29 protein-coding genes are annotated in these 22,265 nt (G+C 44.9%); 16 read left to right on the forward strand and 13 right to left on the reverse strand.

Going from position 1 to position 22,265, the window contains the following annotated elements:
• Positions 1-182 precede the first annotated feature (182 nt).
• The gene (locus ACWA2B_RS06470) at positions 183-365 is read left to right on the forward strand and encodes a hypothetical protein (RefSeq protein ID WP_013312637.1); all 183 of its coding nucleotides are present in this window, start codon (positions 183-185) and stop codon (positions 363-365) included.
• A 98-nt stretch (positions 366-463) separates the two neighbouring features.
• On the opposite strand, the gene ACWA2B_RS06475 is transcribed toward ACWA2B_RS06470, so the two are convergent.
• The 3 genes from ACWA2B_RS06475 to rlmN all read right to left on the reverse strand — a co-directional run bounded on the left by ACWA2B_RS06475 (position 464) and on the right by rlmN (position 3,315).
• Entirely contained in the window at positions 464-1,396 is a 933-nt protein-coding gene (locus tag ACWA2B_RS06475; protein ID WP_340933708.1) for a dihydroorotate dehydrogenase, read from the reverse strand.
• The gene (locus ACWA2B_RS06480; RefSeq protein WP_449291811.1) at positions 1,377-2,078 is read right to left on the reverse strand and encodes a dihydroorotate dehydrogenase electron transfer subunit; all 702 of its coding nucleotides are present in this window, start codon (positions 2,076-2,078) and stop codon (positions 1,377-1,379) included. The genes ACWA2B_RS06475 and ACWA2B_RS06480 overlap by 20 nt, the downstream gene beginning before the upstream one ends.
• Positions 2,079-2,217: 139 nt before the next feature.
• Complete coding sequence (gene rlmN, locus ACWA2B_RS06485; RefSeq protein ID WP_023991003.1) at positions 2,218-3,315, reverse strand: 23S rRNA (adenine(2503)-C(2))-methyltransferase RlmN; 1,098 nt, start codon at positions 3,313-3,315, stop codon at positions 2,218-2,220.
• Positions 3,316-3,564: 249 nt separating this feature from the next.
• Here rlmN and ACWA2B_RS06490 point away from each other — a divergent pair, with 249 nt between their 5' ends.
• A complete protein-coding gene (locus ACWA2B_RS06490) occupies positions 3,565-4,434 on the forward strand; it encodes an AraC family transcriptional regulator (RefSeq protein WP_049817051.1) in 870 nt (289 codons plus the stop codon).
• Between the two features lie 92 nt (positions 4,435-4,526).
• Here the strand turns inward: ACWA2B_RS06490 and ACWA2B_RS06495 are convergent, their stop codons facing one another.
• Complete coding sequence (locus tag ACWA2B_RS06495) at positions 4,527-5,432, reverse strand: LysR family transcriptional regulator (RefSeq protein WP_029518824.1); 906 nt, start codon at positions 5,430-5,432, stop codon at positions 4,527-4,529.
• Between the two features lie 157 nt (positions 5,433-5,589).
• On the opposite strand from ACWA2B_RS06495, the gene ACWA2B_RS06500 reads away from it, so the two are divergent.
• On the forward strand, positions 5,590-6,330 hold the full coding sequence (locus ACWA2B_RS06500; RefSeq protein ID WP_449291812.1) for an SDR family NAD(P)-dependent oxidoreductase: 741 nt from the start codon (positions 5,590-5,592) through the stop codon (positions 6,328-6,330).
• Positions 6,331-6,418: 88 nt separating this feature from the next.
• Here ACWA2B_RS06500 and ACWA2B_RS06505 read toward each other — a convergent pair whose 3' ends face one another.
• Both ACWA2B_RS06505 and ACWA2B_RS06510 read right to left on the reverse strand, forming a co-directional pair.
• Positions 6,419-6,907, reverse strand: a complete 489-nt coding sequence (locus ACWA2B_RS06505; protein ID WP_165145603.1) for a hypothetical protein — start codon at positions 6,905-6,907, stop codon at positions 6,419-6,421.
• A gap of 163 nt (positions 6,908-7,070) precedes the next feature.
• Positions 7,071-7,421 carry a winged helix-turn-helix transcriptional regulator gene (locus ACWA2B_RS06510; RefSeq protein ID WP_029518827.1) on the reverse strand — a complete coding sequence of 117 codons (351 nt, stop codon included), beginning with the start codon at positions 7,419-7,421 and terminating at the stop codon, positions 7,071-7,073.
• Between the two features lie 161 nt (positions 7,422-7,582).
• On the opposite strand from ACWA2B_RS06510, the gene ACWA2B_RS06515 reads away from it, so the two are divergent.
• Positions 7,583-8,134, forward strand: coding sequence for an NAD(P)H-dependent oxidoreductase (locus ACWA2B_RS06515; protein WP_165145600.1), 552 nt, complete (start codon positions 7,583-7,585; stop codon positions 8,132-8,134).
• 32 nt (positions 8,135-8,166) lie between these two features.
• Complete coding sequence (locus ACWA2B_RS06520) at positions 8,167-8,877, forward strand: SDR family oxidoreductase (protein WP_449291813.1); 711 nt, start codon at positions 8,167-8,169, stop codon at positions 8,875-8,877.
• A gap of 115 nt (positions 8,878-8,992) precedes the next feature.
• Here the strand turns inward: ACWA2B_RS06520 and ACWA2B_RS06525 are convergent, their stop codons facing one another.
• Complete coding sequence (locus tag ACWA2B_RS06525; RefSeq protein ID WP_029518831.1) at positions 8,993-9,721, reverse strand: YheC/YheD family protein; 729 nt, start codon at positions 9,719-9,721, stop codon at positions 8,993-8,995.
• Between the two features lie 278 nt (positions 9,722-9,999).
• Here ACWA2B_RS06525 and ACWA2B_RS06530 point away from each other — a divergent pair, with 278 nt between their 5' ends.
• From ACWA2B_RS06530 to ACWA2B_RS06545, 4 genes are all read left to right on the forward strand, one after another.
• Positions 10,000-10,545 carry a glutathione peroxidase gene (locus tag ACWA2B_RS06530; RefSeq protein ID WP_069012289.1) on the forward strand — a complete coding sequence of 182 codons (546 nt, stop codon included), beginning with the start codon at positions 10,000-10,002 and terminating at the stop codon, positions 10,543-10,545.
• Positions 10,546-10,677: 132 nt separating this feature from the next.
• Positions 10,678-11,256, forward strand: coding sequence for a TetR/AcrR family transcriptional regulator (locus ACWA2B_RS06535; RefSeq protein WP_029518833.1), 579 nt, complete (start codon positions 10,678-10,680; stop codon positions 11,254-11,256).
• Between the two features lie 30 nt (positions 11,257-11,286).
• Positions 11,287-12,027: an SDR family oxidoreductase gene (locus ACWA2B_RS06540; RefSeq protein ID WP_029518834.1), complete on the forward strand. Its 741-nt coding sequence runs from the start codon at positions 11,287-11,289 to the stop codon at positions 12,025-12,027.
• Positions 12,028-12,063: 36 nt separating this feature from the next.
• Positions 12,064-12,600: a Crp/Fnr family transcriptional regulator gene (locus ACWA2B_RS06545; RefSeq protein ID WP_029518835.1), complete on the forward strand. Its 537-nt coding sequence runs from the start codon at positions 12,064-12,066 to the stop codon at positions 12,598-12,600.
• On the opposite strand, the gene ACWA2B_RS06550 is transcribed toward ACWA2B_RS06545, so the two are convergent.
• The 4 genes from ACWA2B_RS06550 to ACWA2B_RS06565 form a co-directional block, all read right to left on the reverse strand.
• Positions 12,533-13,054 (reverse strand): DinB family protein, encoded by a 522-nt coding sequence (locus ACWA2B_RS06550; RefSeq protein ID WP_449291814.1) that lies wholly within the window; start codon positions 13,052-13,054, stop codon positions 12,533-12,535. The two genes, ACWA2B_RS06545 and ACWA2B_RS06550, sit on opposite strands and share 68 nt — an antisense overlap.
• 67 nt (positions 13,055-13,121) lie before the next feature.
• Positions 13,122-14,066, reverse strand: a complete 945-nt coding sequence (locus tag ACWA2B_RS06555; RefSeq protein WP_029518836.1) for a helix-turn-helix transcriptional regulator — start codon at positions 14,064-14,066, stop codon at positions 13,122-13,124.
• Between the two features lie 109 nt (positions 14,067-14,175).
• Entirely contained in the window at positions 14,176-14,532 is a 357-nt protein-coding gene (locus ACWA2B_RS06560; RefSeq protein ID WP_029518837.1) for a nucleotide excision repair endonuclease, read from the reverse strand.
• A 70-nt stretch (positions 14,533-14,602) separates the two neighbouring features.
• Positions 14,603-15,262 carry a hypothetical protein gene (locus ACWA2B_RS06565; RefSeq protein WP_029518838.1) on the reverse strand — a complete coding sequence of 220 codons (660 nt, stop codon included), beginning with the start codon at positions 15,260-15,262 and terminating at the stop codon, positions 14,603-14,605.
• A gap of 264 nt (positions 15,263-15,526) precedes the next feature.
• Here ACWA2B_RS06565 and ACWA2B_RS06570 point away from each other — a divergent pair, with 264 nt between their 5' ends.
• The 7 genes from ACWA2B_RS06570 (at position 15,527) to ACWA2B_RS06600 (ending at position 20,283) form a co-directional block, all read left to right on the forward strand.
• Positions 15,527-16,150 carry an acetate uptake transporter gene (locus ACWA2B_RS06570; RefSeq protein ID WP_029518839.1) on the forward strand — a complete coding sequence of 208 codons (624 nt, stop codon included), beginning with the start codon at positions 15,527-15,529 and terminating at the stop codon, positions 16,148-16,150.
• Between the two features lie 178 nt (positions 16,151-16,328).
• Positions 16,329-17,867, forward strand: coding sequence for an FAD-dependent oxidoreductase (locus ACWA2B_RS06575; RefSeq protein ID WP_449291815.1), 1,539 nt, complete (start codon positions 16,329-16,331; stop codon positions 17,865-17,867).
• A 72-nt stretch (positions 17,868-17,939) separates the two neighbouring features.
• Positions 17,940-18,191, forward strand: a complete 252-nt coding sequence (locus ACWA2B_RS06580) for a hypothetical protein (RefSeq protein WP_039271973.1) — start codon at positions 17,940-17,942, stop codon at positions 18,189-18,191.
• A 40-nt stretch (positions 18,192-18,231) separates the two neighbouring features.
• Positions 18,232-18,612 (forward strand): spore coat protein, encoded by a 381-nt coding sequence (locus ACWA2B_RS06585; protein ID WP_039272188.1) that lies wholly within the window; start codon positions 18,232-18,234, stop codon positions 18,610-18,612.
• Entirely contained in the window at positions 18,609-19,745 is a 1,137-nt protein-coding gene (locus ACWA2B_RS06590; RefSeq protein ID WP_449291816.1) for a zinc-dependent alcohol dehydrogenase, read from the forward strand. Before ACWA2B_RS06585 ends, ACWA2B_RS06590 begins: the two co-directional genes overlap by 4 nt.
• Positions 19,746-19,777: 32 nt before the next feature.
• Entirely contained in the window at positions 19,778-19,987 is a 210-nt protein-coding gene (locus ACWA2B_RS06595; protein ID WP_029518844.1) for a hypothetical protein, read from the forward strand.
• Positions 19,984-20,283, forward strand: a complete 300-nt coding sequence (locus ACWA2B_RS06600; protein ID WP_025719163.1) for a spore coat protein — start codon at positions 19,984-19,986, stop codon at positions 20,281-20,283. Before ACWA2B_RS06595 ends, ACWA2B_RS06600 begins: the two co-directional genes overlap by 4 nt.
• A 155-nt stretch (positions 20,284-20,438) precedes the next feature.
• On the opposite strand, the gene ACWA2B_RS06605 is transcribed toward ACWA2B_RS06600, so the two are convergent.
• Positions 20,439-21,425: an aldo/keto reductase gene (locus ACWA2B_RS06605; RefSeq protein ID WP_449291817.1), complete on the reverse strand. Its 987-nt coding sequence runs from the start codon at positions 21,423-21,425 to the stop codon at positions 20,439-20,441.
• A 175-nt stretch (positions 21,426-21,600) separates the two neighbouring features.
• Entirely contained in the window at positions 21,601-22,230 is a 630-nt protein-coding gene (locus tag ACWA2B_RS06610) for a YfbR-like 5'-deoxynucleotidase (protein ID WP_209947909.1), read from the reverse strand.
• Positions 22,231-22,265: the final 35 nt, after the last annotated feature.

Below are 22,265 nucleotides of genomic sequence, written 5' to 3' on the forward strand. Positions count from 1 at the left end.
AAGAAGAGCCTATCTATTCCCCTATAACCCCTTTTTATTCGACATTGTTTGACAATTTCCTTTTTATTTTGCAAGCTTTACGCGCCTCATGATCCTTTACCTGAAATAAAACTTTATGCTGAATAAGGAAAGATCAAATCTCCATAATAAGGACGTATACCTAACGAAAGGGAGGATCACGGATGATTGACAATCTCGAAAGCAATTACAACTGCGCTAATGCAGGACAAGACCTTCATCAGCTCAAGCAGGAACTCGCTGCGCTTCAGGAACAAGGTGCAAACGACCAGGCGTCCGAGGAAGCCATTCATCGGCTGGAAAATCAAATTTCGTTCATCTTGAACAAGTGCGATATTAACCACTAATGGCGTTTGCTGTTTGGTCAAATAAAAAACAAAACCGGCTTGTCTTTTAAAGACAAGCCGGTTTTATATGAATTAGTGTATGCAAAATGGTTCCAAATTCACAAAATTCCCCGTATCTCATCCAATGACTGCACCTTTTCCCGCTGCATCCATTGTTCAAGGCCATGTACCAGCTCGGCCCCTGCATGTAAATGGACAAAATTGTACGTTCCTACCTGAATGGCAGCGGCACCTGCCATGGTGAATTCAATAATATCTTCCACTGAGCTAATCCCGCCCATCCCGATCACCGGAATCGACACCGCCTGTACCACCTGGTGAACCATACGCAAAGCAATCGGCTTAATTGCCGGGCCGGAAAGACCCGCATACGTATTGGCAAAAACACTACGACGCCGACGTATATCAATTTTCATCGCAGAAAATGTATTGATCAACGAAACTCCGTCTGCGCCTTCTTCCTCGCACATAACCGCCATCTGCGTGATATTCTCTGCGTTGGGAGACAGCTTGACAACCAACGGAAGTGCCGTCACATTGCGCACCTGACGCACAACCTCCCGCGCTACCTCCGTCTGGATACCAAATTGCATTCCACCCTGCTTCACGTTGGGACATGAAATGTTCAATTCCAGCATATCAACGCCTCTGCGGTTCATCGTGCGACGCTTTTGTGCATTTTCCGTAATCATCGCTACGGCCTGAACATATTCCTCCAGATTGGAACCGCCCACGTTGGCAATAACAGCCGTGTTCCAGTGAGTCATGTCATCCAGTTCATCCTTCAAAAAGGCGGCAACACCCGGATTCTCCAGCCCCACACTATTGAGCATGCCGGATGCTGTCTCATGTATTCGTGATCCCGTATTACCAGCCTTCGGATGCAGGGTTAGTCCCTTGCCGACGATGCCGCCCAATAATTCAGGAGAATAAAATTCCGCATACTCACGTCCGAATCCAAACGTACCGGAAGCCATGATGATCGGGTTCTTGAACGGTACACCCGCAATATTACACGCCATGGAGATCATCGAACTCCACCTCCTCCACCGGGAATACAGGCCCTTCTTTACATACCCTCCGATTGCCTCCACGGGTACGCATCGTACAGCCCAAACATGCGCCAATACCACAGGCCATGTGTCTTTCAGTTGAAATATATAAACGGGACGACGTATCCACCGTTTTTATAGCGAGTGCTTGCAACATCGGAGTTGGCCCGCAGGAGAACATATTTGCATAAAGCGTCGGATCGACCTGTTCGACGATGCTTCCCCCTACCTTGACCTGTACAGATGCCGCCACAGCTTCGAACGCTTCAACCCCGAAGGCTTGCTGTGCAAACCCTAGATAAACATGCGCATGCGGGTAATACTTTGCAGCCAACAGCAACGGAGCTGTACCCATGCCACCGCCGATTAAAGCCAAACTGCCCTCTACCTGCGGAAAACCGTTTCCGAAAGGTCCTTCTAACTGAATTTCCTGACCAGGCTGTAATTGGGAAAACAAATTTGTCCCCTCTCCAACAACCCGATACAAAAAGGAAATACTCTCTTCCCCGATATCATAAATGCTGATGGGTCTGGGTAGCAGTGGGTAACCTGTCCCGCTGCGCAGCATGTAGAACTGCCCCATGTTCCCTTTAAACTTTCCCTCTATTTTCATCACATAAATGCCCGGAACGAGCGCCACATTCGAAATTACGTTAGCCATATAACCCCTCCACTAACCACTCACTATAACGTAAAAGCAGCAACTATTACGTGACTATTTTCACATTTCTGGGTAACGTTTCGCCCTACGGCTCGTGATATAAAAAAGCGTACTCCTGTTAGAGAGTACGCTTGTGTATTTAACTAATGGCTTCGCGCTCCGCATTGCGGCTACCCTTGGCATCCTTGCGGATTTGTTTGCTGCGTAGCTGTCCGCAGGCTGCGTCAATATCGACTCCATGCTCCAGCCGAACACTACAGCTAATACCTTGTTTCTTCAGCACATCATAGAAGCCCGTAATCGACTCCGACTCACTCCGCTGGTATTGGCTATGCTCATCCACTGGATTGTACGGAATGAGGTTGACATTGGCCAGATTACGACGATGGCCCACCAGCTCAGCCAGTTCGAGCGCATGCTCCTTACCGTCATTAACATCCTTCAGCAAGATGTACTCCAGCGTAATTCGACGATTTGTTTTGTCCAAATAATAATCAATGGCCTGCATGAGTTTCTCAATCGGAATCGCCCGGTTGATCTTCATAATGCGAGTACGAATCTCATTATTCGGGGCGTGGAGGGAGATCGCCAGATTGACATGGAGGTCTGAATCTGCAAATTCAATGATTTTATCAGCCAATCCGCTTGTGGAAACGGTAATATGCCGCGGCCCAATCGCTAGCCCTTTGTGATCCTTAATCACCCGAATGAAATCGGACAGGTTCACGAAGTTATCAAACGGTTCGCCAATTCCCATCACAACAACATGACTGACCTGGTCGCCCGGGCGTTCCTGATCCAGATACAGCTGGACCTTCATAATTTGCTCTACAATCTCACCACTGGATAGGTCGCGGCTCTTCTTCAACAATCCGCTCGCACAGAAGCTACATCCAATATTACATCCTACCTGTGTAGTCACACATACGGATAAGCCAAACTTATGCCGCATCAATACCGTCTCAATCAAATTACCATCCTGAAGCCGGAACAAGAACTTGACCGTCCCGTCTGCTGACTGTTGCTTCACGTGTTCTTCAAGTGTTTCAATGGAAAAGTGCTCTGCCAACAGGCGTGTACAATCCTCATGAACCTCTGCCATCGCTGCAAAATCAGTAACCCGCTTCCGGTACAATGCGTCCCATACCTGCAATGCCCGGGATTTCTTATGCCCATGCTCGATGAGCCATGCTGTCAATTGATCTAGCGTTAATCCATAAATGGATTCTTTTTTCATGTTCGATCCTCTTTTCAAAACAATCAAATTCGTATTTCTATATATAAACCCTAGCCATCACGACTCGTCTCAACGATCATTGCATCATAGCATGTTTAAGCAATCTGCGCTATTTAAACGCCTCTTTCATTGTCCCAAATTTTAATTATGAACACAAGGGGGCAGGCACATTGTTTTTCCTGTTCAACAAGAGCACGCAAAGACAGGATTACAGATACTCCTAATGATATGATTACAACCAAGGAGGTGATGCGGTTGGAATGGTTGCTTCGGATCAAGAACGCACTGGATCTGATGGAAGAGAGAATGCAGCAGCCACTCGATATCGATGAAATTGCAAAGGCAGCCTATTCGTCTCCTTTTCATTTTCAGCGAATGTTTCATATGCTAACTGGCTTCACGGTAGCAGAATATGTGCGCAAACGTCGATTGACCTTGGCTGCTCAGGAATTGAGTCTTTCTTCCGCCAAGGTGCTGGATGTAGCGTTCAAATACGGATATGATTCCCCCGAATCTTTTTCTAAAGCGTTCCGAAAGATACACGGTATTTCTCCCTCTGAGGCCAGAAGCCCTGGGGTGAACCTGAAAGCCTTTCCACGCATCACCTTCCATCTATCGTTGAAGGGAGATCAGGAAATGGATTACAAAATTGTAGAGAAAGCGGCCTTTACGGTCATTGGCAAGTCCATTCAAGTCACCACTAAGAACGGCGATAATCTTCGAGAAATCCCAAAATTCTGGAACGAACTGAATGCGGATGGTACATCAGATCGGATTCATGCCTCGGGAACAGGCGACGATATACTCGGTATTTGTTTGGATTTCAAGCATGGGGAAGAAAAATTCACGTACCTAATTGCCGCAGAAGGCAGCGAGGATGTAGCGACCGCAAATGGGCTGGAATCCAGAACCATTCCGGCTTCAACCTGGGCAGTGTTTACATCCATCGGCCCTATGCCTCAGTCGATTCAAAAGGTATGGCAAAGAATTTTCCAAGAATGGTTCCCTGCCAGTAATTATGAGCATTCAGGCGGGCCGGAACTGGAAGTGTATACTATGGGAGATTCACATGCTGAAGACTACCGAAGTGAAGTTTGGATTCCGATTAAGAAAAAGTAAACAAACCGAACCGACTGCGTATTGCAGTCGGTTTTATACCGTACTGCATTTACATCGTACGGTGACAGATAACACACTTCCCTGCATACTCGTTACCCTAGCTCAATGCACCGAGAACCATTCCCAAGCTCCTCTTTCAACACAGAATATAGCCTTGAACCTGCCGGCTTTAGCGGATAGTCTGTTGCTTTGCAAGAAAGGCCGAAGGTCATATCGATCATGCTACCGCTTAATTCCCTCACCGCTGTTCCTGCCGGGACAGAACTGACCAGAAGTTGTGGCACAAGTGCAATCCCTAAATCGCTTTCCACATAAAATTTCAGAGCCGTCATGCTGCCAATTTCCATCGTATTTAACGTGGTTATTCCATATTCCTTCATGACCATTTCAAGTTTGCGACGATAGGGACAAGTAGCCGACGTAATAAGCAACCGCTGCCCCTGTAAATCCTCCGGCCCAATGTTTTCTTTTTCCGCAAGCGGGTGATTTTCAGGCATTAAAACTACAAATTTCTCCCTAAATAAAGGCTCAAAATATAGCTCTGTGCCCAAATCTGGTGTGGAACACAGCGCTAAGTCAATATCCCCCTTGAGAATACGCTCGCTTAAGGTAGGGGTATTTCCAAACTCAACAGAAACCCGAATGTTCGGATAATGGGTTAAGAAACGTTTTAAAATTCCTGGTAGTCGATAACTGGCAGTCGGTTCGGTCACTCCTATACGAATGTCGCCTGCGGTCCCTCTTTGCAGATTGTCCATATTTTCCTGCAATTGCTCCATATCCTTTACAATATGTAGACTTTGCTCGTAAAACATCCTGCCCGCTTCAGTTAACTTTATTTTCTTGCCCCGTTCGATCAGTTGAATTCCCATATCGGACTCCAGCTTCTGTATTTGCATCGTCACGGTAGATTGTGCATAATTCAACTCTTCCGCTGCACGCATAAAACTTCCGTAATTCACAATCATTTGAAATGTTTTGAGTGTTTTAATGTCCATTATCAGACTCCTGTATAAACAATTGATTCAATTTTATTGAATTATAAATTCATTTAATTCAATTATACAGAATACAATACCTCCTCTACAATGATACATATCAGATCGTATTATTTTTCAGACGCAAATGAACTGGATGGAGAAGGAGCGAATTTACATGGATTTACATCAAAAAGTAGCATTGGTTACAGGTGGAGGTACAGGAATTGGGAGAGCCGTGTGTATGGCCTTGGCAGATCGAAAAGCTACGGTAGTCGTAAACTATTCCCGCTCTAAAAACGATGCAGAGGAAACTGTACGTATGATCCTTGAAAAGGGCGGACGTGCTATCGCATTACAGGCAGATGTTTCCCGAGATCAGGAAGTTCGAACTATGGTTGACCAGATTGTCCAGCAATTCGGTACGATTAATATACTCGTGAATAACGCTAGCATTACACATCACATTCCGATGGATGATCTGGAGGCAGCCACGGAAGAGGTATGGGATGATCTATTTGATGTAAATGTAAAAGGCATGTTTTACTGTGCCAGAGCCGTAGCTCCTTTTATGAAGCGTAGTAAACAAGGAGCTATCGTCAATCTGGGAAGTATAGCAGGGCAAACAGGGCTAGGTTCTTCGCTTCCCTATGCGGTATCCAAAGCGGCCGTCCACGGGCTGACCAAATCTTTAGCACGGGCACTTGCGCCGAATATTCGCGTCAATTGTATCGTGCCGGGAGCTGTAGCGACAAGATGGTGGTCAGGCAGGGAAGAGCAAATGAAAACATTGGCTCCTCATTTACTCCTACAGCGCATTTCCACGCCCGAAGATATCGCCAGCATGATCTGCTCTGCTTTGGAACAGGAAGCCATGACAGGCCAGATTATTACGGTAGACAGCGGACAAACGCTGTAAAGATACTGGGACTTCTGAGTAAAAACAAGCCGCCTTCTCAGACAGAAGGCGGCTTTTGAGCTATCGTATACCGTCGTTAAACTACGTTTTAGCTTAAAGATACCGCAATTCGTGTACCTTTCACGAATTTAGCAAATAAGTACCGAACAAGCGGCCCTACAATTAAGAGCTGCAGAGGGAAAGCAAAAATAAAATTCTTAAAAACTAAAGATAAGTAATTTTTAAATAATGAATCTCCCGAAAGACCATTAAAAAAGTAAGCTGTCCCCAATCCATAAAGTGACATACAGAGAACCATTCCAATGACCATACAGCATGAAAGGGACAGAATCACAAATACCTTTTTGGATTTATCGTATGGTAATGAGAAGGCTATTTTCTTTGCTAATGGACCGACAATAAACAATTCCAATACGAAAGCAATGATAAAACATAAAATAAATTGAAGAAACATTACTTTTAGAGAGATTGTGCCAATCAAGTCATTTGTATATAGATTATAAAATGTCATGAATACGACCATCCCCAAGCACATCATGAAACCAAAATAAAAATCTTCCTTCTTCGTTGTTGGCAATTCCATCATCCCTTCCGTGTACCTTGGTAATTATATAAATAGTCGAAACCTCCACATAAGTGAACTTTCTGTGAACTTTTTGGCAAACGTTTTCTTTTTTAGAATATAAGAAATAGGCATCGTTCAGCTCAACGATACCTTGGAATGTTGCAGTTCATATCCCTCAATGATCTGCTTTTAAATCTAAGCCAAATCTCTTCAGCTCAATAAAAACACCTTCAAGTCGCTTCCCCTTTTCCGTTAACGAATATTCAACACGTGGGGGAACCTCGGCATATACCTTTCTCTCTAACAGACCGTTATCTTCAAGCTCTTTCAGGCGTAGGGAAAGCGTTTTGGGACTAATCCCCTTCATGGACTTCTGAAGTTGGCTGAATCTCAGTGTTCCTTCGATAAGCAGGTCACGGATGATTAAAAAAGTCCATTTCGTTCCGATCAAATCAAGTGTTTGGGCAATAGGACACGGCTTGCCGGGTATTCCTTTGGTCAATTCAATAGGTTCTTGGTCGTGCATAGGAACTCCCCCAAAAATTATCTGTTAAACCCAATGATATCACAATAGTTCCTTTAGGGAAACTATATGAATTAAATATCACTACTTCCCTAAATAAACTTACTACATATACAATATCGCTGTAGCAACTAACGTTTTCTCTAATACAAGGAGGTGAAGAGATGAAAAATATACTAATCATTAACGGTCATCAAAAATATGATTCGTCTGAAGGGAAATTGAACCAAACATTGATAGACAATATGGTGCGTCTCTTAAGTGAAGAGAACAAAATCAAAATAACGTCTGTTCAAGACGGCTATACCCTCAGCGAAGAACAAGAAAAATTTTTATGGGCGGATGTAGTCATTTACCAAACCCCCATCTATTGGTTCAGCGTTCCTGGATTATTAAAGACTTATATGGATGAAGTCTATGCTTACGGTGTATTCTTCACGGGTGCTCATGAATATGGGAGCGGAGGTTTATTAACCGACAAGAAATATATGTTCTCCACAACTTGGAATGCTCCGGAAAAAGCCTTTAATGATCCAACTCAATTTTTTAATGGGGCTAGTCTAGAAGCTGCACTCCGTCATTTGCATTCTGCGCATACATTTCTCGGTATGAAGCCCTTGAAAAGCTTTGCATGCTACGATGTTATTAAAAATCCAAATATACCTAAATTTATTGCTGATCTTGATACACATCTACAAGCCGTATTACATGATTAACAAATCCAGATGAATACTAGGAGGGAATCCATTTGCAAAACCAAAAGATTGTCATTATTGGTGGAAGCTCAGGTATTGGTTTAGAAACAGCTAAGCAAGTCATTTCGCTTGGAGCGGAAGTGGTAATCGCCAGCCGCTCGGAGGATAAATTGCACAAGGCCAAAGAAATGCTGGGCCCTCGTGCTGCAATATATGTGCTGGACACGTCAGATGAGCAGCAGGTAAAATCTTTCTTCGAAAAAGTCGGCCCCTATGATCATCTTATCGTTAGCGCGGCAGAAACATCAGGTGGGTCATTCCTTCAGTCGGAGACGGATCAAGCCCGCAAGCTATTCGAAAACAAATTTTGGGGCCAGTATTATGCAGCTAAATACGGGGCTTTCCAACTCTCAGCCGAGGGTTCCATTACCTTATTTTCAGGAGTGGTGGCTTACAAGCCGATGATCGGCTCCTCTGCGCTCGGTGCTGTGAATGCAGCCGTTGCGAATCTTGGTCAAACCTTGGCGTTAGAGCTTGCTCCCATCCGCGTGAATGTCGTCTCACCCGGCATTATTGACACACCTTCCCGTAGCAAAATGCCTGAAAATACACGCAATCAATTCTATGATACGGTCGCGCATAAGCTCCCTGTGAAGCGAGTTGGACTTGCGGAGGATGTTGCACGAGGCATACTTTATTTGATTCAAAATCAGTTTGTGACCGGAACAGTCCTTCATGTGGATGGCGGACACATTTTAACATAAAAGCTTCGTCCTAAATCTGTCAGTCATTTACCAAAAAAAACGGAGAACGCTCCCGCACCTTGGCTTGGGCGTTCTCCTCCTTTTCTTATCCATGAATGATTTCACAAACTTTATCCTAATGATGTATACGACGTTTGTTTCTCAAGATGTTGCGAATCATCTTGTGATTGGGGAGCTGCCTGAACAACATATGTCCGGGATGCGGATTGGCCTCGATAATCCAAATTTGGCCGCTCTTCTCAATAGCAAGATCGATGCCCAACTCGCGAACCGGATGATTTTTATCTATCGTGTCGGCAATGATTCTAGAAAGCTCGGTGACCTGGTCCAGAATCTCTTTCATTTTTGTTCTGTCATTTTTAAAGACCCTTAAAAGCACTTTGGACAACGGCGCCGCATGTCCTCCCTTCCGATAGTTGGTAACGACTTTTCGAGGTGCAGCGACACGGCCGGTTATTCCTGAAATGACCCATTCCGATTCCGGCTTCTGCATATACACTCTGGCATCAAAAATCGAACCTTTGTACTTGGCTAACTTAAGTCCTTGCTGTACCAAATAGCGGCGATGAGGTCTTCGATAGGTTCTAACTGCTCTTCTTACGGCGTGAGATCTAACGATTCTGCGACTGGAGCCACAACGAACCTCATATTTCCTCCCCAGCTTTTTCGCACGTATGATGCCAGTCCCTCCACTCCCATAATTAGGCTTGATGAAGACTGTGCGATAGGTATCCAGCATCCGTAAAGTCCTTGCATTACTGATCCAGCGGGTTTCGGGCAAGTGAGAACGTAAAATGGGATGTTGTCGCATTTCCTTGTATTGAATCATCTTTCCAATGGGCACGAATATCCCTCGATTCTGTTGGGTTTTTGCACACACTACATGAATATGCATCTATATTCTATCTTGGTAACGGCGAATGCCACAGTTTGCTATGAAGAGGCAAATCTCCCACTTTCTCAAGTCGAGTCTTCTTTGGTTTCAAGAGAGAGATGGACAATGTGTCTTTACATGACAAGATTATTGCAAATACCTATAAGGTTGATTCCAATAATATATTAGACCAATAACAATTCTGGATATATGATGTATTAAAAAATAACGTGAGGAGGAACGTTAACATGTCTATTTATGATTTTCAAGCAACCTCAATTAATGGGGAACCGATTGAACTCTCAGACTATAGAGGTAAGATTCTCCTTATTGTAAACACTGCCAGCATGTGTAGGTTCTCCAGTCAATTCACTGATCTGCAAAAGCTCTACGAAAAACGGAGGGAACAAGGTTTTGAAATCCTTGCATTTCCTTGTAACCAATTCAATAAAAAAGAGCCGGGTAGCAATTCGGAGGTTCAGGGAATTTGCCAAATTAACCATGGAGTAACCTTCCCACTATTTGAGAAGACGGATGTAAGAGGCTTATCTCTTCATCCTTTATTTCAATATCTGACCCAACAGGCACCGTTTCAAGGCTTCGATATCCAGACCAAAGACGGTCAATGGATGGAGGATTTCCTGCGGGATAAGTATCCGGATATATACGCTGGCGACGGTATCAAGTGGAATTTTTCTAAATTCTTGGTCGATCGCGATGGCCATGTGCAAGGGAGATTTGAAGTAACAACGGAGCCCTGGGCCATTGATCCCGTCATCGAATCGTTATTGTAGTATTTCTGTTCACTTCTTTGGATTCTTTAAAAAAAGGGTATCAAATGACAAAAACGTATATTTGTCATTTGATACCCTTTATGTTATCCTGACTTTAAGGAGGTGACTCACACGGCACTTGACCGTGTCCCTATGGAAAAATCCTCAGATGTGCTAACCAAGGAACAGATTCTTATCGCTACAGAAGACACACTTAGGCGTTTTGGTATAGCCAAAACCTCCGTGACCGATGTTGCCAAAGTATTGGGAGTAAGTCATGGTACCATTTACCGACACTTTAAAAGTAAAGCCGAGCTTCTTGAAGGTGTGACCGAAAAATGGCTGAATGAAAAGATTATCGGCCCGTTAACGGAGGTCTGTCAGAATTCATCTATACTGGGAACGCCACATTTAAAACGATATATACAGACCTTGGTCGAACTTAAGCAGTATTATGCCCGCGACGACGAGGAAATGTTTGAGATGTATACGAGGGTCACCGAGCAAGCGGCTGATTTAATCGACCAGCATATCGCCCACATTGTGGATCAGCTCGCTGATATCATTATACGCGGAGACATCACATCGGATCAGCCAGCCCAACTGGCGCGTACCCTTTTCTATGCCACAGCCCGTTTTCATCATCCCGCTCATGCTTACGAATGGAAGAATCCCGTGATTAATCGGGAGTTTTCGGATGTGTGGATGCTTTTAGAAAAAGGAATCACTTAAAATAGATATGGAAGGAAGGTCCAAACACATATGAAGCATTTGGACGGAAAAACAGCAATTATCACCGGGTCCTCTAGAGGAATTGGACGTGCCATTGCCGAGCAACTGGCTGATCTGGGCGCTAATGTAGTCATCAATTATGCCAGCAGTCCGGACAAAGCTCAAAAAGTCGTGGAGAGGATTATTCAAAAAGGCGGCAAAGCCATAGCACTTCACGCTGATCTGGGCAAAATGAGTGATATTGAAGCATTATTTACAAATACGATTGCTGAATTCGGTAAAGTGGATATTCTGGTTAACAACGCTGGGCTGATGATCACCCAACCTCTGGCTGAGGTAACCGAAGCTGACTTTGACAAACAATTCGCACTGAATGTAAAGGGCACCTTCTTTGCCTGTCAGCAAGCCATGAAATATATGGAGAACTACGGAAGAATCGTGAACCTGTCCACATCCGTGATCGGACAAATGTTCCCGACCTATAGCGTATACGCAGGTACCAAGGGCGCAGTGGAGCAATTTACCCGTCAGCTAGCCAAGGAATTCGGAAGCAAACAAATTACGATCAACGCCGTGGCTCCCGGTCCTGTGAACACCGAGCTTTTCCAAGCTGGAAAAACCGAGCAGCAAATCGAAGGCATGAAAAAAATGAATGCTATGGGTCGGCTCGGCGAACCGGAAGATATCGCTGATGTGATTGAGTTTCTGGTCAGCGCCAAATCACAGTGGGTTACCGGGCAGACAATCCGCGTCAATGGCGGGTTCATCTAAAAAGCTGGAATACATGGAATGGAGGTTATTACGTTCATGATGTTACACAAAGGTGAGACCTTATTTCGACAAGGAGAATCTGGCCCTTTATATCACCTCAAGAGCGGCTTGTTAAAAATTGTCCGAGTCCATGAAGACGGCTCGCAAATTTTAGTTAATGTGATTGTGCCCGATGAAATCATCCCGCACCACTCCCTGATCAGCCCCAATCCTTATTATGGTACAGCAGTCGCGCTGGTAACCTCTGAGGTTGAGGTTCTGTCACAAAAAGAATGGTATCAGGCGCTGGAGCAAGACCCGACTCAATGTCGGGCTATCGCTTTACAGCTACAGGATAAGTTGCGCATGATGCAGCAACGAATTGACCAGCTCACCGAGGTGTCACCTGCCGAAAAGCTTCGGAAGCTTCAACGCTGGTTCCACTCCTACATCGCACCCGCCACGTTAACGGACGTGCTGACGCAGGAGGAGATCGGCCAGTTTATCGGGCTACGCCGGGAGACGATTAATCGGCTATTGCGTGCTTCAAGCGCTCCTTCTGCAAAAGATGATGACGATAATGCATCTCGATGAGCGAAAACCACTCTCCAGCATTCAACGCGCCGAATCTGGGATGAGAGACGTTAGAAAGCCCTGTTGATTTCCCAACGATCGGCTCAATCTCTCTCATTTTACGGATCACAGCATTTAAACCCTCCACAATTTCTTCTTTGCTCGTCGGTTGTGGGGGAGTATACTGCGGAGATGGTGGAACTTGGATACGTATGGGCGGAAATCCTCCTAGATTAAAAACGGCCGTACCCGCCTCCGTTTTAACCCCTGTCTCCCCATTAGGCTGTAGACAAACATCAATGTTCTTCAGGTGCATATACAGAGCAGAGTTCACCAAATGAAGATACATTTGTCCAAGCGACCATTGGTCCTCCTGCGGTGTGTACTGCAATTGCTCCAAGCTAAAGCTGTCCAATTCAAGAAGATAGTGTTGTGCCGTTTCTTCAAAACGCTGCAATGTTTCGGTTGTATTCATATATTAGTGACTGCCCCTCTCTATTAAAGTAGCTTTACTATACAAAAATGCTACTGACAGCATTATGTCAGTAGCATTTCAACATTTTTTCCACTTCCGCACGTATCCGCTCCCGGAGCGACTCAGGCTCCAGCACAACCATATCCGCGCCCCATCCAAGTATCCATTGCAGTAATTCCTCCGGCTGTCTAACGCGGAAAAGTATATGCAATCCATCTGCACGCTCCTCTATAGCCTCCATATAAAAGTTGTTCGCTTCCTTCACCTTATCTGCGATATCGGAGCGTGCTAGTATGCGAACAGTCACATGACGGTCATCGGTTTGCTTATAATCCTGCAAATGAAAATCGACAGGCAAATGAAACCTGTCCTCCAGTACCATAAGCTCGTCCATACGTGACAGACGGAAATGGCGAAGCTGCTGCCGCAATTCACATTGCCCGATTAATACCCACGAACCACGAAGCAATACCAGACCATAGGGAGCGACCACACGCACACTTTGACGATTCCCGTCAGCCTCTGGCATTCTTTTGGAGTAACCAAACCGTACCATTCGTTTTTCCAATACAGCAAGACGCAGCGTTTCCAAGTAGGTTTTCTCTCTATGGTTTGCCCCTTCACCCACAGCGAGCAATCTCATGGTTGTACGCACCCGGGAAACTTCCCTGCGGACGCTCTCTGGTAAAATGGCTTCAATCTTCCTGCGGGAGGTTTGCGCCTTGATACCGTAGTCTGTATCAAATTTTTGTTCGATAAAATCCGTCCCGATTAGCAACGCCACAGCCTCTTCTGCAGTAAAGCTCACTGGGGGCAGGAAATACCCCTCCATCAAGGAATATCCAATGCCCGGTGCTCCTACAATCGGTACGCCCGATTCGCTTAGAGCCTGAATATCCCGATAGATGGTTCTCACACTCGTTTCGAATATAGCCGCCAAATCCTCGGCTCGTAAAATATCCTTACGCTGTAACTCTAGCAAGATTGCTAGCAAACGATCTGTTTTGTTCATACCATGGCCCCTCTCTGGAAGGATCTAAAATGCAGAAATACAAAAAAGCAATAAGGGCAGTACAGTCACTGCGACTTATTGCTCTTTTTTTCATACGGAAGTTACTCCATTACTTAAAAAATACTTTTTCAACGTTATATTTAGCCTTTTGTGAATTGATAATGTAGGTTTCATAAATTTCTCGCTCTACCGCATCTTCTACAATACAAATCTCGATAATCGCAACTTCATTCCGCTTGTCCTTGATCGGCGATACGTTATCTTCAAAATGCTTTTTGATTCTTGGTCTTAACTTTCTCGCTTTACCAACGAACAGCAATTCCTCCTGCGCATTGTAGAACATAAAGACGCCAGCCTTATCTCTAGGGATCAGGTGAAAGTCGGTAAACCCGTAAATATGGCTGAGCTCAGGGTTAACCTGTTTGGTAATCGTGATATCCGGAGTTGGAATTGTTATATTAATCACTATGTCACTTCCTCATTCTATATAGGTGTAAATATTATCACAAATCCTGCGGTAACACCATTCAAGATAATCAGGGAGTGTCCCCTGGAACAGGCTTCGTCGTTTTCTCAACGATTCTTTCCAGTACCCAGACAAGTACCCCCACTGCAAGGCTGGCGATGACCGCCATAATCGCCGATCCGCCAGCATGTAGCAGCAACACGGGAACCCAAAGCAATCCGAGCAAACGGTGTACGGTCCGCATCCACTTGTTACGAACTTTGTTAATGAAGAAGCCATACCCGGCGATCGCCAGCAGAATGACAAATCCCGCAATCCCGGTATAGGTTTTGTTATCTTGAAGCTTGGTTATCAAAAAATAAATACCATGAGCGGCAATCAGGATCAAGGTCGCCCAACCCAGAAGTTTATGGAGGGAATGTAACAACCGCCCGGCTCTTCTAACCAACATTGATGGCGATCTTAGCTTCTTCTTAAACCAGAACCAAGAGAAAGCGGCCGCACCAAGAAATACGGAAATCGTACCCAAAGTCTTGAATATTTCCCCGTTGCCCCCACGCCCTTCTCCACGAGGATGTACGCCCACAGGCCCTGTAGACCCACCTTCTGATAGCCGTGGGCCAGGTCCACCGCCGGAGAGCGATGACATGTAGTAATAGTAGATGACGAGTAGAACTGCTACCGTAACTGCAATCATAGCTGGAATCCAAACGGCCCTTTTCGTCTTCATTTGTTATACATCCTTCCTAGGAAAATTGCCTTGAGTGTACCTGGTCAAGCTTAAAACAAGATTAAAGCAAGCTGAAAGTATTCCTTTTACCTCAGTCAGTATCGAGGATGGTCGTAATAACGTTAATACAGGCACCGTAATAGATAGAAATCTATGAATTCCCTACTATGCGAGCACGCCGGTTTCCGTTACAATATGTCAGTGTGATTCTGGCATCGGCAGATTGACGCGTATTTGAACATTATTGGAGGCTTCTATTTTTTCATGCAAAATGAATCTCATGCTAACGTAAAAATCATAACGGCCGATCCGAGTGCGATCGGCCTGTTTGGCTTGGCTATTGTAACACTTGTAGCTTCATCCCAAAAGCTTGGTCTCACTGAAGGCTTGAGCTTTATTATCCCTTGGGCTATTTTCCTTGGTGCCTTTGCACAGCTGTTTGCCTGCATTCAGGATGCAAAGCATAACAATACCTTTGGCATGACGGCATTTGGTGCTTACGCCTTCTTCTGGTTAGCCGTAGCTAGTAGCTGGATGATTAAAATGGGCGTATTCGGCTCAGAGCTAGCATCTGCTGTAGATGGCAAACAGCTCGGCTTTGCCTTTGCCGGCTATCTCATCTTCACGCTCTTCATGACCATTGGAGCCATGGAGACGCACAAGGTCCTATTTTTTATTTTCGTGTTGATTGATTTTCTATTCCTCGGCCTTAGCTTCGATGCATTCGGCATCGCCCCAGAGGTGTTCCATACCATCGCCGCTTATGCTGAAATGGGCATTGGTCTACTCTCGCTGTACGGTACAGGAGCTGCCGTTCTGAATGCACATTTTGGCCGAACATTTCTGCCCGTAGGACGTCCTTTCGGCATTTTTAAACCACGTCCTTAGCTGCATATTTAAACCCACAAAGCCTCCTTTCGCGCCGATCCGCGTTAAGGACGGCTTTGTTTCCTTTCCATCACTCCCTCCTGTATCAAAAAAATACTAAAGAGAGTCGTTTAGTGAATATAAACCCCCACAATGATAACAATATACATAAATTGTAATCAAAGGGGTTTTTGTAAAAATGACACAAAGCAAATCTCGTATCGCATTTCCGCAATTTCCCGAATCGTATTGGTTAGCTTCCACTGACATCCCTAACTTCCCCAAACTTAATGAGGATATTCAGGTGGATGTTGCCATTGTAGGTGCGGGGATTACCGGTATTACCACTGCTTATTTACTTTCTAAAAAAGGATTAAACGTCGCCGTCGTCGACGCAGGGCGGATACTTCATGGGACAACCGGTCATACTACCGCCAAAATTACCGCACAGCATGATTTGATCTACAGCGAGTTTATTTCCCATTTTGGCAAGGAAAAAACCCGACTCTATTACGAAGCCAACCACAACGCTCTTCAATTTATCAAACAAACGGTAGAAGAGTTTAATATCGATTGTCAATTTACAGAAGAAGATGCCTACGTTTATACATGTGAAGATACGTATGTGGAAAAAATTGCCGACGAATATAAAGCTTACGAGCAACTTGGCATCCCGGGAAGTTATATCGAACAAACGCCTCTGCCGTTTTCAACTAAAGCAGCTATTAAGATGAAAAACCAGGCCCAGTTTAATCCTGTACCTTTCTTAAGATATTTGGCAAACCAAGTCATCCGTCAGGGCGGGGAAATTTATGAGCAAACCACCGTTGTAGATGTTGAAAAAGGAAACCCTGCCATCATTACAACCAGCGACGGAAAGAAAATTACCTGCAACCATGTCGTATCCTCCTCACATTTTCCATTCAATGATCCCAACGGTCTTTATTTTGCACGATTGCATGCCGAGCGGTCTTATGTACTCGCGGTCAAAACCGATAAAATCTATCCAGGTGGTATGTATCTAAGTGCAGAAACCCCAAAACGTTCACTTCGCTCCGTAATGGTAAACGGAGAACCAATGGTTATCGTCGGTGGGGAAGGCCACAAAACGGGACAAGGAATCTGTACTTTCCAGTACTATGAAGCTTTACAAAAGTCCGCGGAGCAAACATTTGGACTAAAGGAGATCGTTTATCGCTGGTCGGCCCAAGACTTGTATACGCTAGACAAGCTCCCTTATATTGGGCAGGAACTATCCAACACCTCTAACATCCTCGTTGCTACGGGTTATAGAAAATGGGGGATGACCACAAGTGTAGCGGCAGCCTTATTAAATACGAATCTGATTACCAGAGAGGAAAGCCCCTACCAGGATCTTTTCTCCCCTTCAAGGTTTCATATGGACCCCGACATTAAAACATTTGTAACTCAAAATGCAAATGTGGCTAAACATTTGATTGCTGGAAAGTTAGACATCAGCTACAAAAAAGCCGAAGAACTGGAACACGACGAAGGGTCGGTCATCCGGGTAAACGGCAAAAGAGCGGGCGCATACCGAGACCCACAAGGAGCATTGCACCTAGTGGACACGACATGCACCCATATGGGTTGCGAAGTCGAGTGGAATGAAGCGGAAAGAACATGGGATTGCCCTTGTCATGGCTCTCGCTTTTCATATCAAGGCGAAGTCATTGAAGGACCGGCCAAAAAAGCACTTGGCAAGGTTGAAGCCGAATAGCACGATCCTTTCGAATAAACCTAGTTAGGCTGGATAACATACCTTTGAGAAACATAAAAGAAAGGTGATCCGATGATAAACCAACAGTCTACATTAGCGGCGCATGAGTCCTTAGAAATCCACGAAGCGCTTAATTTTAAAACGTTATGCTTAGCCAAGTCCAAATTAATGCAGGGCTTGGTATTCGATCAAGAGCTAAAGGATTTAATGGAAAAAGATGTTCAGCAATCTATACAAGCTATTGCCGATTTGCAAGCATTGTATGTTAAAGCACCGTTTCAGGCACCTGTTCCAGAATTCCGACCAACACCAATTTTAAATTGAGGTGAATGATGTGACATTAGATCAGACCCAGTCCGCTAAAATGGATTATGTGGATCCAAAAAACTCATTAAACATGCCAGAAATGGCAGACACGACCTTAGCGATGGATTTTCTGATTCGCGTCAAGGAAGGGGTTCGAAATACAGCCGTAGCCTTGACGGAAACCGTCTCTCCAGATGCCAGAACTCTGTTGCGCAATCAACTGCATCAAGGCATCGCTCTTCATCAGGAAATCACTGATCTTATGGTACGAAAAAAATGGTTTCATCCTTATGATCTGCAAAAGCAGTATCAATTGGATCAACTATCAGCCAACAAGACGGTGGACATCAGCAAAATGAAACTGTTCCCAGACGATACCACCCGCAAGGGTATGTTTGATCGCACGCCGGACGAACATATGGGAGGAAACCAGGCATGAAAGCAGTGACCTACCAAGGTATCAAAAACGTTGTGGTTAAAGAGGTTCCGGACCCAAGTATTCAAAAAGACGACGATGCGATTGTCAGACTGACGACAACCGCTATTTGTGGTTCAGATCTGCATCTCATTCATGGAATGATTCCGAATCTACAGGAAGATTATGTAATTGGTCATGAGCCGATGGGGGTTGTAGAGGAAGTTGGCAGCGGCGTAACCAACTTAAAAAAGGGAGACCGCGTGATCATTCCGTTCAACATAGCGTGCGGTGAATGCTTTTATTGTAAAAACCAATTGGAAAGTCAATGTGATCATTCTAATGAGCATGGAGAAATGGGCGGTTTTTTCGGCTATTCAGGAACAACTGGTGGATATCCGGGTGGACAAGCTGAATATTTACGTGTGCCTTTTGCCAACTTCACTCACTTCAAAATTCCGGAGAGTTGTGAACATCCTGACGAAAAGCTCTGCTTGATCTCTGATGCCATGACCACTGCGTTCTGGAGCGTCGATAATGCCGGGGTAACGGACGGGGATACTGTCATTGTTATTGGCTGTGGGCCGGTAGGTCTGCTAGCGCAGAAGTTCGCCTGGTTCAAAGGGGCAAAACGAGTCATTGCGGCAGACTACCTGGATTATCGTCTGCAACATGCGAAGCGTACAAATCATGTGGAAATTGTTAATGTGGAATCGCAAGAAAACATCGGCAACTACCTGAAGGAGATGACCAAAGGAGGTGCGGATGTAGTTATTGATTGTTCCGGCATGAGCGGTAAAATGTCTCCGCTAGAATCCTTGGCTTCTGGTCTCAAACTTCATGGTGGAGCTTTAGGAGGACTAGTCATAGCTACACAAGCTGTGCGCAAAGGTGGCACCATTCAAGTTACCGGTGTATACGGCGGACGATATAACGGTTTTCCTTTGGGAGACATTTTTCAGCGAAATGTTAATTTACGTACGGGACAGGCTCCCGTTATTCACTATATGCCATATATGTATGAGCTGATTGATACGGGAAAGGTGGACCCAGGAGACGTTGTTACACACGTCATTCCGTTAAGCGACGCCAAACGTGGATATGAAATTTTTGATACCAGACAGGACAATTGCATCAAAGTTGTACTTAAACCTTAACTATATATTGGAGCATTGGAGGTAAACGTCATATGGTGTATGGCCTGCACGAAACACTTGAAGTCCATGAATTGTCAGCGTTCAAAACAGTTTGTCTTACCAAGTCTAAAACCATGCAAGCATTAATCTCTGATCCAACTCTCAAAGCTATATTACAGCAGGATGTTGACTTATCGACCCGCCAATTACAAGAACTCGGTACCCTCTTAGATCAAGCCATCTCACAGGAGGTTAAGCCATGAATACACTGTTGGAGCATTTGACCGGACTGCATACCTTAACGGACCAAGTCATTGCAGCCGATTTTCTGAACGCGGCCAAAAGTGGTGTGAGAAATTACGCTATGGCTGTAACGGAAGCGGGAACTCCAGAAATTAAAGCTATTCTTACGAAGCAACTGGATGAGGCTATTGATACACATGAGCAGATATCAACATACATGATTGAACGTGGCTGGTATCACCCTTGGAACGTAAAAGAGCAGCTTTCGATGGATCTACAAAATATCAATACTGCATTGCAAGCCCCTGTTTTATAAAGATAGGACGCTCACTTCGGTCGTACATTCCTGACCGTAAGACGTCCCTTGGGAATTTTAAAAGCACACCCTTAGCAGTATATGTAAACCCACAAAGCCGCCTTTCACGTCGATACGCGTTAAGGGCGGCTTTTGGGATTAACATGTTATCTTAATTATTCGGCTTGCCAATTCGGCATCCGTTCTGCAGGATAACGAAGACCCGCTGCCATTCCTTTTGGAATAATTGCGTTAATAGCTTCCATTTCCTGTGCGGATAAAACAACATCGACGGATCCTGCATTTTCCTCTAAATACGTAACCCGCTTGGTTCCTGGAATCGGTACAATTCCCTCTTGCGCAAGCAGCCATGCCAACGCCAGTTGAGAAGGTTTGACCCCTTTTTGGGCGGCAAGGTCCTTAACATGCTGCACGAGATCCAGATTTTTCTGGAAATTCTCAGGTTGAAAACGTGGCACAGAGCGACGGAAATCATCTTCTGCAAAATCATCAAACTTCTGAATTTGTCCGCTCAAAAAGCCGCGTCCAAGTGGACTGTAGGCCACAAACTCGATGCCTAGTTCCTTACACGCCGGTATAACTTCATCTTCTGCTTCCCGGCTCCATAAGGAGTATTCCGTTTGCAGAGCTGTAATCGGGTGTACCTTGTGAGCGCGTCGAATGAGTGCAGGAGAAGCTTCGGACAGCCCCAAATAGCGGACTTTTCCTGCCTGAACCAAATCACTCATCGCGCCAACCGTCTCCTCGATAGGTACATTCGGATCGACACGGTGCTGGTAGTACAAATCAATCACATCTACTCCCAGTCTTTGCAGGCTGCGGTCACATGCCTCTTTTACATATTCAGGACGGCCGCTGACACCCAGGAATCCCCCATTCTCTCCGCGCATAATGGAAAATTTAGTAGCCAATACAACTTCGTCGCGGTGGCTCCGCAAAACTTGGCTAATCAGTTTTTCATTTTTCCCCACACCGTAGACATCGGCCGTATCCCAGAAGTTGATCCCTAGCTCCAGCGCACGATGAAGCGTTTTGATCGACTCCTGATCATTCAACTCACCGTAATATTCGGACATACCCATGCAGCCTAGACCCAGTGCAGATACTTGAAGGTCACTGTTACCCAGTTGTTTCTTTTTCAATTTCTATCACTCCTCAATTGTCAGAATAGTCATCGCATTTCCTAATCACTACGTCACATTCCGTATGTTACTACTTAAAGTTAACTTGAAGTCAAGCATTGTCTGGTTTTGAAACGAGAATTATTATGTATGAACAGAAGCGCTTCGGTAGCTTCTGGACGGTAGGGAGATTCACTTACAAAGCTAAGGCTTCTTCCGTAATCTTCTTGATATCAATGGATAAAGGCGTTTCTTCCTTGACCATATCGGGCAGGATATTCTCCAAAAAATACTCAACGCAGTGTAATTGAATATTCTTGATTTTTACAAGTGCATTACGGTACATGACTATAAATTCTTTTTCCGTATTTCCCCGCTGAAGTTCTGCAAATGCTTCGTATACCTGATCCATCTTGTCCGCAACTTCAAGGATTAAACCTTCTACAGAATCATCTTTACCTTCCCTTAGCTGTTTGCGAAAAATAGCCTTAAAATCCTCGGGAATATTCTCTTCAATAAAATACTCAATCATACCCTCTTCGACCTGTTGGATTAATAATCGTAGTTCCTTAGAGGAGTGCTTAACTGGCGTTTTGATGTCTCCAATAAAAATCTCCCCGTAATCGTGACTGCTCGTAATCTCGTATAGCTTTTTCCAGTCAATACGGACACCATTTCTCTCTTCAATATCAGCCAGCGTTTTGGCGTATTGTACGACTTTCCAAGAATGTGCCGATACGCTGTGTTCCTCGAATTTAAACTTACCCGGACAACGGATGATTCTTTCCAGCTCATTTAGCGACCGAAAATACGTGTGAATCCCCATCATTGCATCCATCCTTTAATATATATATGAGATAG

The organism is Paenibacillus sp. CMM36, from assembly GCF_053570945.1.

Bases quoted from the DNA above. Each gene is read 5' to 3' on its own strand.
- ACWA2B_RS06470 (WP_013312637.1), top strand. From the start codon at position 183: ATGATTGACAATCTCGAAAGCAATTACAACTGCGCTAATGCAGGACAA.
- ACWA2B_RS06475 (WP_340933708.1), bottom strand. From the start codon at position 1,396: ATGATCTCCATGGCGTGTAATATTGCGGGTGTACCGTTCAAGAACCCG.
- ACWA2B_RS06480 (WP_449291811.1), bottom strand. From the start codon at position 2,078: ATGGCTAACGTAATTTCGAATGTGGCGCTCGTTCCGGGCATTTATGTG.
- rlmN (WP_023991003.1), bottom strand. From the start codon at position 3,315: ATGAAAAAAGAATCCATTTATGGATTAACGCTAGATCAATTGACAGCA.
- ACWA2B_RS06490 (WP_049817051.1), top strand. From the start codon at position 3,565: ATGCGGTTGGAATGGTTGCTTCGGATCAAGAACGCACTGGATCTGATG.
- ACWA2B_RS06495 (WP_029518824.1), bottom strand. From the start codon at position 5,432: ATGGACATTAAAACACTCAAAACATTTCAAATGATTGTGAATTACGGA.
- ACWA2B_RS06500 (WP_449291812.1), top strand. From the start codon at position 5,590: ATGGATTTACATCAAAAAGTAGCATTGGTTACAGGTGGAGGTACAGGA.
- ACWA2B_RS06510 (WP_029518827.1), bottom strand. From the start codon at position 7,421: ATGCACGACCAAGAACCTATTGAATTGACCAAAGGAATACCCGGCAAG.
- ACWA2B_RS06515 (WP_165145600.1), top strand. From the start codon at position 7,583: ATGAAAAATATACTAATCATTAACGGTCATCAAAAATATGATTCGTCT.
- ACWA2B_RS06530 (WP_069012289.1), top strand. From the start codon at position 10,000: ATGTCTATTTATGATTTTCAAGCAACCTCAATTAATGGGGAACCGATT.
- ACWA2B_RS06535 (WP_029518833.1), top strand. From the start codon at position 10,678: ATGGAAAAATCCTCAGATGTGCTAACCAAGGAACAGATTCTTATCGCT.
- ACWA2B_RS06540 (WP_029518834.1), top strand. From the start codon at position 11,287: ATGAAGCATTTGGACGGAAAAACAGCAATTATCACCGGGTCCTCTAGA.
- ACWA2B_RS06545 (WP_029518835.1), top strand. From the start codon at position 12,064: ATGATGTTACACAAAGGTGAGACCTTATTTCGACAAGGAGAATCTGGC.
- ACWA2B_RS06550 (WP_449291814.1), bottom strand. From the start codon at position 13,054: ATGAATACAACCGAAACATTGCAGCGTTTTGAAGAAACGGCACAACAC.
- ACWA2B_RS06555 (WP_029518836.1), bottom strand. From the start codon at position 14,066: ATGAACAAAACAGATCGTTTGCTAGCAATCTTGCTAGAGTTACAGCGT.
- ACWA2B_RS06565 (WP_029518838.1), bottom strand. From the start codon at position 15,262: ATGAAGACGAAAAGGGCCGTTTGGATTCCAGCTATGATTGCAGTTACG.
- ACWA2B_RS06570 (WP_029518839.1), top strand. From the start codon at position 15,527: ATGCAAAATGAATCTCATGCTAACGTAAAAATCATAACGGCCGATCCG.
- ACWA2B_RS06575 (WP_449291815.1), top strand. From the start codon at position 16,329: ATGACACAAAGCAAATCTCGTATCGCATTTCCGCAATTTCCCGAATCG.
- ACWA2B_RS06580 (WP_039271973.1), top strand. From the start codon at position 17,940: ATGATAAACCAACAGTCTACATTAGCGGCGCATGAGTCCTTAGAAATC.
- ACWA2B_RS06585 (WP_039272188.1), top strand. From the start codon at position 18,232: ATGGATTATGTGGATCCAAAAAACTCATTAAACATGCCAGAAATGGCA.
- ACWA2B_RS06590 (WP_449291816.1), top strand. From the start codon at position 18,609: ATGAAAGCAGTGACCTACCAAGGTATCAAAAACGTTGTGGTTAAAGAG.
- ACWA2B_RS06595 (WP_029518844.1), top strand. From the start codon at position 19,778: ATGGTGTATGGCCTGCACGAAACACTTGAAGTCCATGAATTGTCAGCG.
- ACWA2B_RS06600 (WP_025719163.1), top strand. From the start codon at position 19,984: ATGAATACACTGTTGGAGCATTTGACCGGACTGCATACCTTAACGGAC.
- ACWA2B_RS06610 (WP_209947909.1), bottom strand. From the start codon at position 22,230: ATGGGGATTCACACGTATTTTCGGTCGCTAAATGAGCTGGAAAGAATC.